Here is a 14,541-nt window from a genome sequence, read left to right on the forward strand (position 1 = left end):
CCCGAGGACGGCCGTGCCCCACGAACGCGGCCTGCGACCGCGCCCTACGACCCCAGCACCGTCGCCAGCAGCTCGCCCACCCAGCCCAGCAGTTCGCGTCCGACCAGCGGCTTGCCGCCGACCTTCGCGGTCTTCGGACGGGGCACCAGGATCTGGTGCGCGGCCGGCTTGATGACGGTCCCGGGGTAGAGCCGCTTGAGGCGCAGCTCCTGGGACTCGCGCAACTCCACCGGCGCGAAGCGGATGTTGGTGCCCTGGAGCACGATCTCGCCGACGCCACACGCCCGGGCCAGCATCCGCAGCCCCGCCACCAACAGCAGGTTCTCCACCGGCTCCGGCAACTTGCCGTAGCGGTCGACGAGTTCCTCGCGGACCGCCTTGACGTCCGCCTCCGAGTTGGCGGAGGCGATGGCCCGGTAGGCCTGGAGACGCAGCCGCTCGCCGGGCGCGTAGTCGTGCGGGACGTGCGCGTCGACCGGCAGCTCGATCTTGACCTCGAGCGGCGGCTCCTCCTCGACCCCGCCGGACTCCAGCTGGCGCCGGTAGTCCGCGACGGCCTCGCCGACCATCCGGACGTACAGGTCGAAGCCGACGCCCGCGATGTGGCCGGACTGTTCGCCGCCGAGCAGGTTTCCGGCGCCCCGGATCTCCAGGTCCTTCATCGCCACGTACATGCCCGCGCCCATCTCGGTGTGCTGGGCGATCGTGGCGAGACGCTCGTGGGCGGTCTCCGTGAGGGGCTTCTCCGGGGGATAGAGGAAGTAGGCGTAGCCGCGTTCGCGCCCACGTCCGACCCGGCCGCGCAGCTGGTGCAGCTGGGACAGACCGAAGGTGTCTCCACGCTCCACGATCAGCGTGTTCGCGTTGGAGATGTCGATGCCGGACTCGACGATCGTCGTCGAGACGAGCACATCGAACTTCTTCTCCCAGAAGTCGACGACGACCTGCTCCAGCGCCGTCTCCGACATCTGGCCGTGGGCGGTGGCGATACGCGCCTCGGGCACGATCTCACGTAGTTTCGCCGCCGCGCGGTCGATCGACTCGACCCGGTTGTGGATGTAGAAGACCTGGCCCTCGCGCAGCAGTTCGCGGCGGATGGCGGCGCCGATCTGCTTCTGCTCGTAGGGGCCGACGAAGGTGAGCACCGGATGGCGCTCCTCCGGAGGCGTGGTGATCGTCGACATCTCGCGGATGCCCGTCACCGCCATCTCCAGGGTCCTGGGGATCGGGGTCGCCGACATCGTCAGGACATCCACGTTCGCGCGCAGCTTCTTCAGCTGCTCCTTGTGCTCGACGCCGAAACGCTGCTCCTCGTCGACGATGACCAGGCCGAGGTCCTTGAACTTCGTCTCGGAGGAGAACAGGCGGTGGGTGCCGATGACGATGTCCACCGCGCCCTCGTGCAGCCCCTCCAGGGTGGCCTTCGCCTCCGTGTCCGTCTGGAAGCGGGAGAGCGCCCTGACGTTCACCGGGAACTGCGCGTACCGCTCGCTGAACGTGCCGAAGTGCTGCTGCACGAGGAGGGTGGTGGGCACGAGAACGGCGACCTGCTTGCCGTCCTGGACGGCCTTGAAGGCGGCCCGGACGGCGATCTCCGTCTTGCCGTAGCCGACGTCGCCGCAGATCAGGCGGTCCATCGGGACCGTCTTCTCCATGTCGTCCTTGACTTCGGCGATGGTGGTGAGCTGGTCGGGCGTCTCCGCGTAGGGGAAGGCGTCCTCCAGTTCGCGCTGCCAGGGGGTGTCCGTGCCGAAGGCGTGACCGGGGGCCGCCATCCGCGCGCTGTACAGCTTGATCAGGTCGGCGGCGATCTCCTTGACCGCCTTCTTCGCGCGCGCCTTGGTCTTCGTCCAGTCGGCGCCGCCGAGCCGGTGCAGCGTGGGGGCCTCACCGCCGACGTACTTGGTGATCTGCTCCAGCTGGTCGGTCGGGATGTAGAGACGGTCGCCGGGCTGGCCGCGCTTGGCGGGCGCGTACTCCACGACCAGGTACTCGCGCGTGGCGCCCTGGACCGTGCGCTGCACCATCTCGATGTAGCGGCCCACACCGTGCTGTTCGTGGACGATGTAGTCGCCCGCCTCGAGGGTGAGCGGGTCGATGGTCTTCCGGCGGCGCGCGGGCATCCGGGCGCCGTCCTTGCCGGCCGCCTTCTGGCCGGTCAGGTCGGTCTCCGTGAGGACGGCGAGGCGGAGCGCCGGATCGACGAAGCCGTAGTCGATCGAGCCGCAGGAGACGTGCACCACGGACGGGGCGAGCTCTGCCAGGTCGGCGTCCAGGCGGGCCGCGACGCCCTCGCCGCCGAGCACCTCGACCGTGCGGGCCGCCGGGCCGTGCGCCTCGGTGACGAAGGCGACGCGCCAGCCGCCGGCCAGCCAGCCCTTGGTGTCGGCCAGCGCCTTCGCGGTGTCGCCCCGGTAGGTCTCGGGGGCGTGCATGCCGAGCTTCAGCGTGTCGGCGGACCCCGCCGCGTCAGCGGCATCTGTGAACGACTCGTCGGCCGCGAACGGCGACACCGACCACCACATCATGTCCAGCTCGCGCGCGTGGTCACGGACGTCCGCGATGGACCAGAGTGAGGCCGCGCCGACGTCGATGGGTGCCTCGCCGCCGCCGGCGGTGGCCGCCCAGGACGCCTGGAGGAACTCCTGGGACGTCGCCACGAGGTCGGTGGCACGCGTGCGTACCCGCTCCGGGTCGCAGACGACGGCCATCGCGCCCTTGGGCAGGACGTCGATCAGCAGCTCCATGTCGTCGACCAGCACCGGGGCCAGGGACTCCATGCCCTCGACCGCGATGCCCTCGGCGATCCTGCCGAGCAACTCGCCCAGCTCGGGATGCTCCTCGGCGAGGGCACGCGCACGCGTGCGCACGTCTTCCGTCAACAGGAGTTCACGGCACGGCGGGGCCCACAGGCCGTGTTCGGCGACTTCCAGGGAGCGCTGGTCGGCGACCTTGAAGTAGCGGATCTCCTCCACGTCGTCGCCCCAGAACTCGACGCGCAGGGGGTGTTCCTCCGTCGGCGGGAACACGTCCAGGATGCCGCCCCGTACGGCGAACTCGCCGCGCTTCTCGACGAGTTCCACGCGCGCGTAGGCGGCTGCGGCGAGGGCTTCGACGATCTCGTTCAGGTCGGCCGTCCGGCCGGTGCGCAGAGCCACGGGTTCCAGGTCGCCGAGGCCCTTGACCTGTGGCTGGAGCACCGAGCGGACCGGCGCCACGACGACCGAGACCGGGCCGGTCTCCGGGTCGTCGGGGCGCGGGTGGGCCAGGCGGCGCAGGATGGCGAGGCGGCGGCCGACGGTGTCGCTGCGCGGGCTGAGGCGCTCGTGCGGGAGCGTCTCCCAGGAGGGGTACTCCACCACGCCGTCCGGTGGGAGCAGCGAGCGCAGGGCGGCGGCCAGGTCCTCGGCCTCGCGGCCGGTGGCCGTCACCGCGAGGACCGTGCGGCCGGTCTCGCGGGCGAGGGCGGCGATGGCGAAGGGACGGGCCGCCGGGGGGCCGACCAGGTCGACGTGCATGCGGTTGCCGTCGGCGGCCGCGGGGATCGCTTCCGCGAGGGCGGTGTCCTTGACGACGGCGTCGAGCAGACCGTGCAGGCTCATGGAGGGCTGGGCTTTCCGTCCGAGGGGCCGGGGTGCGTCCGGGGGCGGGCGTACCGGGGTCCGGGGTGGGCAACGCGAAGGGCCCGACGCGTGTCACGGGCCGGGGGTGTCCAGCGTACGTCGGGGTGGGGGTGTTCGCCGGGGGCTGTGGATAACCACGGGGTCCGTGGGGGGCGGTGCCCCGGTGTTTCGCCCCCGCCGCCCCTTCCCGTTGCCGACCCTGGGGGCTGCCGCCCCCAGACCCCGCTCGGACCCCGCTTTCGGCCTGAACGGCCTCGTCCTCGAACGCCGGACGGGCTGAAAGCACGAATGAGCCCGGCATCGAGAAGACCCCCGTTCTTCTCGATGCCGGGCTGGTTCGGGTGGGGCTAGTCCGTCGCGATCGCGTTCAGGACGTTCATGCGGCCCGCGCGGAACGCCGGGATCAGTGCGGCGAACAGGCCCACGAAGGCGGAGCCGATGAACACGCCGATGATCGTCGGCCACGGGATCTCGAGGACGTCGAGGCCCTGGAGGGCGAGGAGCTGCTGGGCGGTGGCGCCCCAGCCCATGCCCAGGCCGAGGCCGAGGAGGGCACCGAAGAGGGCGATGACGACCGACTCCATGCGGATCATGCGGCGCAGCTGGCGGCGGGAGAGGCCGATCGCCCGCATCAGGCCGATCTCCCTCGTGCGCTCCACCACCGACAGGGCCAGGGTGTTCACCACGCCCAGGACCGCGACGATGATCGCGAGGGCGAGCAGGCCGTAGATCAGGTTCAGCAGCTGCCCGATCTGGTCCTTGAGCTCCTGCTTGTAGTCGGTCTGGTCGCGGACGGTGTACTGCGGGTAGTCGTGCAGCGCCGCCTTCAGGGACGTGTACGCGGCGTCCTGCTGCCCGTCCTTCGCCGTGGCGAAGACCAGGTCGTCGAGCGGCAGCTTGTCGGCCGGGACGTACTTCTTGAGGGTGGCGATGGAGGTGTACATCGCGCCCTGGTCGATGACGGCGTCACTGCTGGTGATCGCGCGGACCGTCAGCCGGGCCGTGGAACCGTTCTTGAAGGCCACGGAGATCTTGGAACCGAGCGTGATCCTGTGGTCCTTGGCGAACTTGTCGTGGACGGACATCGAGTCGGGACGGTAGGCGTCGGCGAGGTTGCCGGCGACGGTCTCGACGCGCAGGTCGGTCGCGTAGGTCGGGTCGGCCGCCGTGATCGCCGTCTTGTCGAGCGTCTTGCCGTCGGGTGTGGTGAAGTCGGCCTGGGTCCACTTGTACTCGGTGACCCGCTCCAGGCCCGGCGTCGACTTGACGGCCTGCACCGCCTGCGGGGTCATCAGCTGACCGCCGTCGCTCTGGATGATGAAGTCCGTGCCGACGCTCTTGTCGAGCTCCTCCGTGGCGGAGGCGACCATGGAGGAGCCGACGACCGACAGACAGGCGACCAGCGCGAGGCCGATCATCAGGGCCGCGCCCGTGGCGCCGGTGCGGCGCGGGTTGCGCAGCGCGTTGCGCTCCGCCATCCGTCCGACCGGTCCGAAGGCCCGCAGCACGATCGCGCCCAGCACCCGGACCACCGCGCCCGCCAGCAGCGGGCCGATCACCACGAAGCCGATCAGGCTCAGCACCACGCCCAGGCCCAGCCAGAGCGAGCCCTCTGCGGCCTTGTCGGCGGCGGAGGCGAGGTAGAGGCCGAAGCCGCCGGCGCCGGTGAGGAGCAGGCCGATGACGGCCCGTACGGCGCCCGCCTTGGCGTCGGCAGGGGCGCCGGCGTCGCGCAGCGCGGCCATCGGGGAGACCTTGCCGGCACGACGGGCCGGGAGGTAGGCCGCCAGCACCGTGACGACGATGCCGAGGACCATGCCGACCACCGGGGTCGTCCAGGCGACCGTCAGGTCGTCCGTGGACAGGTTCATGCCGGTCATGCCCATGAGCTTCATCAGGCCGACCGCGATGCCGACGCCCGCGCCGACGCCGAGGAGCGAGCCGACCACGCCGAGCAGCAGGGCCTCCGCGAGAACGGACCGGTTGACCTGCTTGCGGCTGGAGCCGATGGCCCGCATCAGGCCGATCTCACGGGTGCGCTGTGCGACCAGCATGGAGAAGGTGTTGATGATCAGGAAGATGCCGACGAGGAAGGCGATCCCGGCGAAGCCGAGCATCGCGTACTTCATCACGTCCAGGAAGCTTCCGACGCTGTCGCGGTTGGCGTCGGCGGTCTCCTTGGCGGTCTGCACCTTGTAGTCGGCGCCGATCTCGGCCGCCACGTTCTTCTTCAGCTGCGCGTCGCTCACGCCGGCCGCGGCGGTCACGTTGACGTTCGTGTAGACGTTCGACTCGCCGACCAGGGCCTCCTGGGCGGTCTTCGTGTCCAGGTAGAAGATCGCCGCGCCGGGGTTGGTGACCTGGAAGGCGGCGATGCCGGAGATCTTCGCGGTGTGCGTGCCGACCGCGGTGATCACGCCGATCTCGTCGCCGAGCTTCAGGTCGTGCTTGTCGGCGGTGTCCGCGTCCACCATCACCTGGTCGGAGCCCTTGGGCGCCGCACCGTCGGTGATCTCCATGGTGCGGGCGTCGTTGCCGTTCCAGTTGCCGACGATGGTGGGCGCGCCGCTGGTGGGCGACAGGCTGTCCTTGTCGGCGTCGACGACGGTCGCGGACGTCGAGAAGACGGTCCCCTCCGCCGACTTCACCCCGTCCGCCTTGCGGACCGCACCGAGCACGGAGGCCGGCATGACCGGCGGCTTCCCGTTGTCGGACGTCGTCTCACCGGTGTCCGAGGCGCCCTTGGCGCTCACCGTCACATCGGAGGAGGTGCTGGCGAAGAGTTTGTCGAAGGTGGTGTTCATCGTGTCGGTGAAGACGAGCGTCCCGCAGACGAACGCCACCGACAGCAGGACCGCCACGGCCGACAGGGCCATGCGCCCCTTGTGCGCGTAGAAGTTGCGCATCGAGGTCTTCATGACGGTCATGACGTACGCCCCCGCGCATCGAAGTCCTTCATCCGGTCCAGGACGGTCTCGGCGGTCGGCTTGAACATCTCGTCGACGATCCGGCCGTCCGCGAGGTACAGCACGCGGTCCGCGTACGAGGCCGCCACCGGGTCGTGCGTGACCATGACGATGGTCTGGCCCAGGTCGTCCACCGAGCGGCGCAGGAAGCCCAGGACCTCGGCTCCCGCGCGCGAGTCGAGGTTTCCGGTCGGCTCGTCGCCGAAGATGATCTCCGGGCGGGCGGCGAGGGCGCGGGCCACGGCGACGCGCTGCTGCTGACCGCCGGAGAGCTGGGTGGGCCGGTGCCTGAGGCGGTCGGCGAGCCCGACGGTCTCCACGACCTGGTTCAGCCACGCCTTGTCCGGCTTGCGGCCGGCGATGTCCATCGGCAGCGTGATGTTCTCTATCGCGTTGAGCGTGGGCAGCAGGTTGAACGCCTGGAAGATGAACCCGATCCGGTCCCGGCGCAGCTTGGTGAGCTTCTTGTCCTTGAGCCCGGTGATCTCGGTCTCGTCCAGGTAGATCTGCCCGGACGAGACGGTGTCGAGACCGGCGAGGCAGTGCATCAGCGTGGACTTGCCGGACCCCGAGGGGCCCATGATCGCGGTGAACTGACCGCGGGCGATGTCCACGTCGACGTGGTCCAGGGCGACGACACGGGTCTCACCGGACCCGTAAGCCTTGACGACCTGCCGCGCCCGCGCGGCTACGGCCGTACGCCCTCCAGTGCCCCCGTGCCTGGGAATGGTCACAGCCGAAGTCACGGTAAGTCTCCTATGTCGAATGTCAGAAGCGGATGAGCAGCGCATCGGACGATCAAGGGATGGTGCGAGGCGCTACGTCGAAGAGTCTGTCGGCGGAAGGGGGTCCCTCGCGCTGGTGCTCGGGCCCGTCTTTCCGGGGGGTTAACCCCACCCCCCGGAAGTGGTGCCGGCCGCCCCCCAGCGGCGTAAAGCCAGGTTAAGGACGGGACCCCGCCCCTCTCCTCCTCCGGCAGTACGAACCCTCCCCGAGCCGTAGTACGGAGGTACCCCTAGGGGCCGTCCACCGCGAGGTGGAGGGACCTTCGGGGTTGTCTCCACCCTCCGACCCAGTCAGGCTCCACCCTCCCGCGACGCGAGGGTCAAGTGGGAAGCTGACCCCGGCAGTTAGATGCAAGGGGCACGGGAGCTACGGGGAGGGCATCAGGTGGGGGACATCCAACCGGCGACACGCGAGGCCGCACGGCCGACCGCACCGCACCGACGGGGAGCGGTCGTCGCCGCCCTCATGCTCTCCATGGCGCTGGCCGCCCTCGACTCCACCGTGGTCTCCACGGCCGTCCCGCAGATCGTCGGCGACCTGGGCGGGTTCTCCGTCTTCTCCTGGCTGTTCTCCGGCTATCTGCTCGCCGTGACGGTCACCCTGCCCGTCTACGGCAAGCTGTCCGACACCTTCGGCCGCAAGCCGGTGCTGGTCGCCGGGGCGGCCCTCTTCCTGCTCGGCTCGCTGCTGTGCGCCCTGGCCTGGAACATGGGGGCGCTGATCGCGTTCCGCATCGTGCAGGGCCTGGGCGGCGGGGCGTTGCAGGGCACGGTGCAGACGCTCGCCGCCGACCTGTATCCGCTGAAGGAGCGGCCGAAGATCCAGTCGAAGCTGTCCACGGTGTGGGCGGTCTCGGCGGTCGCGGGGCCCGGTCTGGGCGGGGTCCTGGCCGCCTACGCGGACTGGCGCTGGATCTTCCTCGTCAACCTGCCCATCGGGGCGGTGGCGTTGTGGCTGATCGTCCGTCATCTGCACGAGCCGCAGCGGCAGTCGTCGCCGTCCGGACAGAACGCGCCTCCACGCGCGCGTGGCGGGTCGCGGGTACGCGCGACGCGTGGCGCCACGCGTGCACGCGCGCGTGTCGACTGGGCGGGCGCTCTGGCGGTGTTCGCGTGCGGCGGGGTGCTGCTGACCGCGCTGGTGCAGGGCGGGGTGGCGTGGCCGTGGCTGTCGGGGCCGTCACTCGCCCTGTTCGGCACCGGGCTGGCGCTGGCCGGGCTCGTCGTCGCCATCGAACGCCGGGCGGCGGAGCCGATCATCCCGGGCTGGGTGTGGCGCCGCCGCACCATCGCGGCGGTCAACCTCGCGCTGGGCGCGCTGGGTCTGCTGATGGTGGCCCCGACGGTGTTCCTGCCGACGTACGCCCAGTCGGTGCTGGGCCTGGAGCCGGTGACCGCCGGGTTCGTCCTCTCCGTCTGGACCCTGAGCTGGCCGCTCTCCGCCGCCCTCAGCCAGCACGTCTACCGGCGCATCGGCTTCCGTGACACGGCGCTGCTGGGCATCGGCGCGGCGACGCTGATCCTGTTCGCGTTCCCGTTCCTGCCGTATCCCGGCGAGGCCTGGCAGCCGGCCCTGCTGATGCTGCTGCTCGGCGCCGCGCTCGGCCTCTTCCAGCTCCCGCTCCTGGTCGGTGTGCAGTCGACGGTGGGCTGGTCGGAACGCGGCACCACGACCGCGTCCGTGCTGTTCTGCCGTCAGACCGGGCAGACGATCGGCGCGTCGGTGTTCGGCGCGGTCGCCAACGGGGTGCTGGCGGCCCGGCTGGGCGGCGCGGGCGATCTGGACTCCGTCACCCGCGCCCTCGCCTCCGACACGGCGCCCGAGGCCGTCCGGGACGCCGTCGCGAGCGCCGTGCACGCCGTCTATCTGGGCGCGGCCTGCGCGGCGGCACTCGCCTTCCTGGTGCTGCTGTGTGTGGCCCCACGACGGTTTCCCGTACTGACGGACTGACAGCCGGCGGACCGACGGGCCGGCGGACCGACGGACCGACCAGGTGACCCGCTGACGGGCCGCTCGCCCCACCACGCTCCTGTGAAGATGATCGCCACAAAGCCCACGGGAGTCACACAACTGTGGGGGTTAACGCGGGTAACACCCCAGGTCAGGCGGCATTTTGCGCAGTAAGCGCATACCGACCACTCAGTTTGGTGAAAACTCTTCGCAGCCGCCGTACTCCCGAGTAACGTGCGTCCCTCGCACCACCCCCCCACTCCCTGCGGTCCGCCGCCACGGACCCGAGCCACGCAAGGAGCACGGGATGTCACACGACCCGTCACGCCCCGGCCCGACCTACCCATGGCAGCCGCCACCCCAGCCGCCCGAGCCGCCCCGGCGCCGGCCGGCCGACCACGCCCCGCTGGGGCGCCACAGCGACCTGCGGGTCCTGCGCGGCGCCTACCGCCGCCAGCGGCGGGTGGCCACGCTCACCGCGCTCGGCTACTTCGTCGTCTTCCTGGTCCTGTCGGCGTTCGCGCCGTCCCTGATGACCGGCAGGGTCGCCGCCGGCCTTCCCGCGGGACTGCTGCTCGCCCTGCTCCAACTCCCGGTCACCTGCCTGGCTATCGCCCTGTACGAGCGGACCGCCCGCCGCCATGTGGACCCGCTCGCGGACCGCATCCGCAAACTCTCCGAGATCGACGCGAAGCGGGACGCGCGCGGAACCCGTACCAAGGAGGCCGGACGATGACGGAGTTCAGCGACGACGCGCAGACGATGTCCCTCGTCGCGTTCACCGCGATCGCCACGATCACGCTGCTGCTGTGCGTGATGACCGGCCCGGACCGCGACGACCTCGCCGAGTTCTACACCGGCTACCGCTCCCTCTCCCCGCTGCGCAACGGCCTGGCCATCGCGGGGGACTACATCTCGGCGGCCACCGTCCTGGGCACCGGCGGGGTGATCGCGCTGTGCGGCTACGACGGTGTCGTCCTCGCCCTCAGTACGGCCCTCTCCCTGATGCTGCTGATGTTCCTGCTGGCCGAACCGCTGCGCAACGCGGGCCGGTTCACCATGGGCGACGCGCTGGCCCGCCGTATGCCGGGGCGGGCGGTGCGCATCACGGCGTGCGCGGTGACGCTCGCCGCGCTGCTGCCGATGATGCTCGTGCAACTCGCCGGCACCGGCCAGCTCATCGCCTTCATCCTGGGGTTCTCCGGCGCCTCGGTGAAGACGGGCTGCGTCGTCTGCATGGGCGTGCTGATGATCAGCTACGCGGCGATCGGCGGTATGAAGGGCACCGCCCTCATCCAGATGCTGAAGATCGTGATGCTGCTCGGCTCCGGCACGGTCATCGCCGTGATCGTCCTGTACCGCTTCGACTGGAACCCGGGCACCCTCTTCGACGCGGCGGCCGAGGGCAGCGGGGTCGGCGACGCCTTCCTGCACTCGGGGCTGGAGTTCGCCGGCGGCCCCTTCCCCCGCGTCGACATGATCACCGCCCAGTTGTCGGTCGTCCTGGGCGGCGCCTGTCTGCCGCACATCACCATGCGCATGTACACCGCCTCCAGCGCCCGTCAGGTACGCCGGTCGATGTCCTGGGCGGTCTCCGGCGTCGCACTGTTCGTGCTGATCATGACGGTCGTCGGCTTCGGCGCGACGGCGATCGTCGGCCGCGCGGTCATCGCACAGGCGGACCCGCAGGGCAACACCGCCTACCTGCTGGGCTCCCGGGGCGCCTTCGGCAGCGAGGTGTCCACGGCCGAGACCCTGCTCTTCACGGCGGTCACGACGGCGATCTTCCTCACCGTGCTCGCCTCGGTCGCGGGCATGATCCTCGCCTGCGCCAACTCCCTCGCCCACGACGTCTTCGCGGCGCGCGACCCGCACATGTCGGCGCGCCGCGAGATGCTCCTGGCCCGGCTGTCCGCGCTGGCCGTCGGCGTCCCGACGATCCTGCTCGCCGCCCAGGTCCAGCACCGCAGCCTCCAGCCCCTGGTCACCCTCTCCTTCTGCCTGGGCGCCTCGGCGCTCGCCCCCGCCCTGGTCTACAGCCTCTTCTGGCGCCGCTACACCCGGACGGGCCTCCTCGCCACCCTCATCGGCGGCACCCTGTCCGTCCTGATCCTGATGCCGGGCACCAACCTGGTCTCGGGCTCGCCCGTCTCCGCCTTCCCCGAGGCCGACTTCAACTGGTTCCCCTTCACCACCACGGGCATCGTCACCGTCCCCCTCGGCTTCGCCTTCGGCTGGCTGGGCACGGTGGTCTCGGGCCGCCGCAAGGCGGAGGAGCAGCGCCGCCAGTACGAGGCGGTGGAGGGCTGGATCCTGGCGGGCGCGGGCCGCAGGGAGGGGTGAGCGCGGGCGGTACGGGCACCCCGCGCCGGCCGCCCGACGGCGGTTAGCGCGGGCAGCGCGGGCAGCGCGGGCAGCGCGGGCAGCGCGGGCGGTACGGTCAGCGCGGGCGTTACGGTCAGCGCGGCAGGCGCAGTCCCGCGACGAGGAGTTCGACCAGTCGGCGCGGGTCGTAGCGGGGATCGTTGTCCGCGCCGATGCACAGGTTGCCGACGCCGCGCATGACCTCGTAGGCCTGGAGGCCGGGCCTGATCTCACCGGAGGCGGCCGCGGCGTCGAGCAGGCGGCCGCACACGGGCACGAGGCGGTCGAGGAAGTACGCGTGCAGCGTCTCGAAGCCCACGTTGTCGGCCTGGAGCACGGCGGCGAGTCCGTGCTTGGTGACCAGGAAGTCGACGAAGAGGTCGATCCAGCGCCCCAGCGCGGCGTGCGGGGTCGGGCCTTCCGTCAGCAGCGCCGGACCGGCCTCGGCGCAGGCGTCCACCTGGTGCCGGTAGACGGCGATGATGAGGTCCGCCCGCGTCGGGAAGTGGCGGTAGATCGTGGCCGTCCCGACGCCGGCCCTGGCCGCGATGTCGCGCACCGGCGCTTCCACGCCCGCCGTGACGAAGATCGCGGCGGCCGCGTCGAGCAGGGTCTCCTTGTTGCGCCGGGCGTCCGCCCGTTGGGGCCGGGCCGTGTGCCCCGCTCCCCGGTCGCCGTCGTTCACCGCGCCGTCCTCTCCACTGCCTGCATGCTCTCTGCTCGCCGCTCACGGGGTTGCTAAACGGAACAGCGTTCCGTATGTTCAAACGGGACACGGTTCCGTTTGTTCATCATGCCAGAGCGGCGGGCCCGTGACCAAGCCACGCACGCGTGGCGACACGACGCCTCATCCTCGAAGAGGAGACAACGGTCATGCAGTACCGCACCTTGGGCCGCACCGGTGTGCAGGTCAGCTCCCTCGCGCTCGGCGCGATGAACTTCGGCCGGATCGGGCGCACCACCCAGGACGAGGCCACCGCCCTCGTCGACGCCGCCCTCGAGGCCGGGATCAACCTCATCGACACCGCCGACATGTACAGCGACGGCGAGTCGGAGGAGATGGTCGGCAAGGCCATCGCCGGCCGACGCGACGACATCGTGCTGGCCACGAAGGCCGGCATGCCCATGGGCGACGAGCGCAACCGGCGGGGCAGCTCGCGCCGCTGGCTCGTCACCGAGCTGGACGACAGCCTGCGCCGTCTCGGCGTCGACCACGTGGACCTCTACCAGATCCACCGATGGGACCCGAGCACCAGCGACGAGGAGACGCTCTCGGCGCTGACCGACCTCCAGCGCGCCGGAAAGATCCGCCACTTCGGTTCCTCGACCTTCCCGGCCTACCGCATCGTGCAGGCCCAGTGGGCCGCCCGCGAGCACCACCTGAGCCGCTACGTCACCGAGCAGCCCGGCTACTCGATCCTCCAGCGCGGCATCGAGACGCACGTCCTGCCCGTGACCGAGGAGTACGGGCTCGGCGTCCTGGTGTGGAGCCCGCTGGCCTCGGGCTGGCTCACCGGCGCGATCCGCGAGGGCCGGCCCGTCACCACCAGCCGCTCGACGTTCATGCCGCAACGCTTCGACACCGCCGCCCCCGCCAACCGGGCCCGGCTCGACGCCGTCGAGCAGCTGGCCGCGGTCGCCGACGAGGCCGGGCTGACCATGATCCAGCTCGCGCTCGGCTTCGTGACCGCGCATCCCGCCGTGACTAGCGCGCTCATCGGCCCCCGCACACCGGACCACCTGCGCGCACAGCTCGCCGCCGCGGACACCGTGCTCCCCGCCGATGTGCTCGACGCGATCGACGCCGTCGTCGCCCCGGGCACCGACCTCGCCGCACACGAGAAGTTCGACACCCCGCCCGCGCTGCTCGACCCGTCACTGCGGCGCCGCTGACCACGCGGGACGACCTCCCCTCACCGAAGGAAGCAACGACCACATGTCACCCACACCCCGGCCCAGTTTCGGGATCATGACCGCCCCCATGCAGGTCGACTACCACGACGTCTTACGGGTCTGGCGCGAGGCGGACGCGATCCCGGAGATCGAGCACGCCTGGCTGTTCGACCACCTCATGCCGATCGGCGGCGACCCCGACGGACCCACCCACGAAGGCTGGACACTGCTCTCGGCGCTCGCCGCCCGGACCCGACGGCTGCGGCTCGGCGTCATGGTGACCAGCAACCGCTTCCGGCCGCCCGCGATGCTGGCCAAGATCGCCACGACCGTCGACATCGTGTCCGGCGGACGGCTCGACTTCGGCATCGGCGTCGGCTCACGCCCCGACCACCCCCTGGCCCGGCGCGAGTACGCCGCGCACGGCCTGCCCTTCCACGACACCGCGCACGCCGTGGGGAGCCTCGCCGAAGCCTGCACGGTGATCCGGCGGCTGTGGACCGAGGAGAAGCCGTTCGACTTCGACGGCACCTACCACCAGCTCACCGGCGCGTTCGGCAACCCCAGGCCCGTCCAGCGCCCCCACCCGCCGATCCTCATCGGCGGCCGCTCGTCCGCGACCCTGCGCGTGGCCGCCGAACACGCCGACCTGTGGAACATCCCGGGCGGCGACCTCGACGACGTCGTCCGCCGCAGCGCACTCCTGGACCGCTACTGCGTCGAGATCGGCCGCGACCCCGCCTCGGTCACCCGCTCGATCCACCTGCCCGTCTCCTACGACCGGCCCGGCGCCACCCGGGACGCGGTCGGCGACGCGATCGGCGCCGGCTTCCGGCACATCGTCCTCGGACTGCCGACGCCCTACCCGGCCGACGCCGCACGGTGGGTCGCCGACGAGATCGTCAACCCGTCGTCGTAGACACCGTGCGGCCGACGAGTACGGTCGGGCCCCAGGTCCT

At 71.2% G+C, this 14,541-nt stretch carries 9 protein-coding genes; 5 read left to right on the plus strand and 4 right to left on the minus strand.

Annotated features, from left to right (window positions below):
- Positions 1-44: 44 nt before the first annotated feature.
- From mfd to G9272_RS19190, 3 genes are all read right to left on the minus strand, one after another.
- Positions 45-3,602 (minus strand): transcription-repair coupling factor, encoded by a 3,558-nt coding sequence (gene mfd / locus G9272_RS19180; RefSeq protein ID WP_171397722.1) that lies wholly within the window; start codon positions 3,600-3,602, stop codon positions 45-47.
- A gap of 368 nt (positions 3,603-3,970) precedes the next feature.
- On the minus strand, positions 3,971-6,550 hold the full coding sequence (locus tag G9272_RS19185; protein ID WP_171397723.1) for an ABC transporter permease: 2,580 nt from the start codon (positions 6,548-6,550) through the stop codon (positions 3,971-3,973).
- Positions 6,547-7,335: an ABC transporter ATP-binding protein gene (locus G9272_RS19190; RefSeq protein WP_171397724.1), complete on the minus strand. Its 789-nt coding sequence runs from the start codon at positions 7,333-7,335 to the stop codon at positions 6,547-6,549. Before G9272_RS19190 ends, G9272_RS19185 begins: the two co-directional genes overlap by 4 nt.
- Before the next feature lie 424 nt (positions 7,336-7,759).
- Here G9272_RS19190 and G9272_RS19195 point away from each other — a divergent pair, with 424 nt between their 5' ends.
- From G9272_RS19195 to G9272_RS19205, 3 genes are all read left to right on the plus strand, one after another.
- A complete protein-coding gene (locus G9272_RS19195; protein ID WP_171397725.1) occupies positions 7,760-9,325 on the plus strand; it encodes an MFS transporter in 1,566 nt (521 codons plus the stop codon).
- A 307-nt stretch (positions 9,326-9,632) separates the two neighbouring features.
- On the plus strand, positions 9,633-10,061 hold the full coding sequence (locus tag G9272_RS19200; RefSeq protein WP_171397726.1) for a DUF485 domain-containing protein: 429 nt from the start codon (positions 9,633-9,635) through the stop codon (positions 10,059-10,061).
- A complete protein-coding gene (locus G9272_RS19205; protein ID WP_171397727.1) occupies positions 10,058-11,668 on the plus strand; it encodes a sodium/solute symporter in 1,611 nt (536 codons plus the stop codon). The genes G9272_RS19200 and G9272_RS19205 overlap by 4 nt, the downstream gene beginning before the upstream one ends.
- A gap of 115 nt (positions 11,669-11,783) precedes the next feature.
- On the opposite strand, the gene G9272_RS19210 is transcribed toward G9272_RS19205, so the two are convergent.
- Complete coding sequence (locus G9272_RS19210) at positions 11,784-12,374, minus strand: TetR/AcrR family transcriptional regulator (protein WP_171397728.1); 591 nt, start codon at positions 12,372-12,374, stop codon at positions 11,784-11,786.
- Positions 12,375-12,562: 188 nt separating this feature from the next.
- Between G9272_RS19210 and G9272_RS19215 the strand changes: the two genes are divergently transcribed.
- Positions 12,563-13,582, plus strand: a complete 1,020-nt coding sequence (locus tag G9272_RS19215; protein ID WP_171397729.1) for an aldo/keto reductase — start codon at positions 12,563-12,565, stop codon at positions 13,580-13,582.
- A gap of 43 nt (positions 13,583-13,625) precedes the next feature.
- Positions 13,626-14,501, plus strand: a complete 876-nt coding sequence (locus G9272_RS19220; RefSeq protein ID WP_171397730.1) for an LLM class flavin-dependent oxidoreductase — start codon at positions 13,626-13,628, stop codon at positions 14,499-14,501.
- Positions 14,502-14,541: the final 40 nt, after the last annotated feature.

Source organism: Streptomyces asoensis (genome assembly GCF_013085465.1).
Classification (GTDB): domain Bacteria; phylum Actinomycetota; class Actinomycetes; order Streptomycetales; family Streptomycetaceae; genus Streptomyces; species Streptomyces cacaoi_A.

Coding starts and splice junctions, on each gene's coding strand:
- mfd (WP_171397722.1), bottom strand. CDS start 3,602: ATGAGCCTGCACGGTCTGCTCGACGCCGTCGTCAAGGACACCGCCCTC.
- G9272_RS19200 (WP_171397726.1), top strand. CDS start 9,633: ATGTCACACGACCCGTCACGCCCCGGCCCGACCTACCCATGGCAGCCG.
- G9272_RS19205 (WP_171397727.1), top strand. CDS start 10,058: ATGACGGAGTTCAGCGACGACGCGCAGACGATGTCCCTCGTCGCGTTC.
- G9272_RS19185 (WP_171397723.1), bottom strand. CDS start 6,550: ATGACCGTCATGAAGACCTCGATGCGCAACTTCTACGCGCACAAGGGG.
- G9272_RS19215 (WP_171397729.1), top strand. CDS start 12,563: ATGCAGTACCGCACCTTGGGCCGCACCGGTGTGCAGGTCAGCTCCCTC.
- G9272_RS19220 (WP_171397730.1), top strand. CDS start 13,626: ATGTCACCCACACCCCGGCCCAGTTTCGGGATCATGACCGCCCCCATG.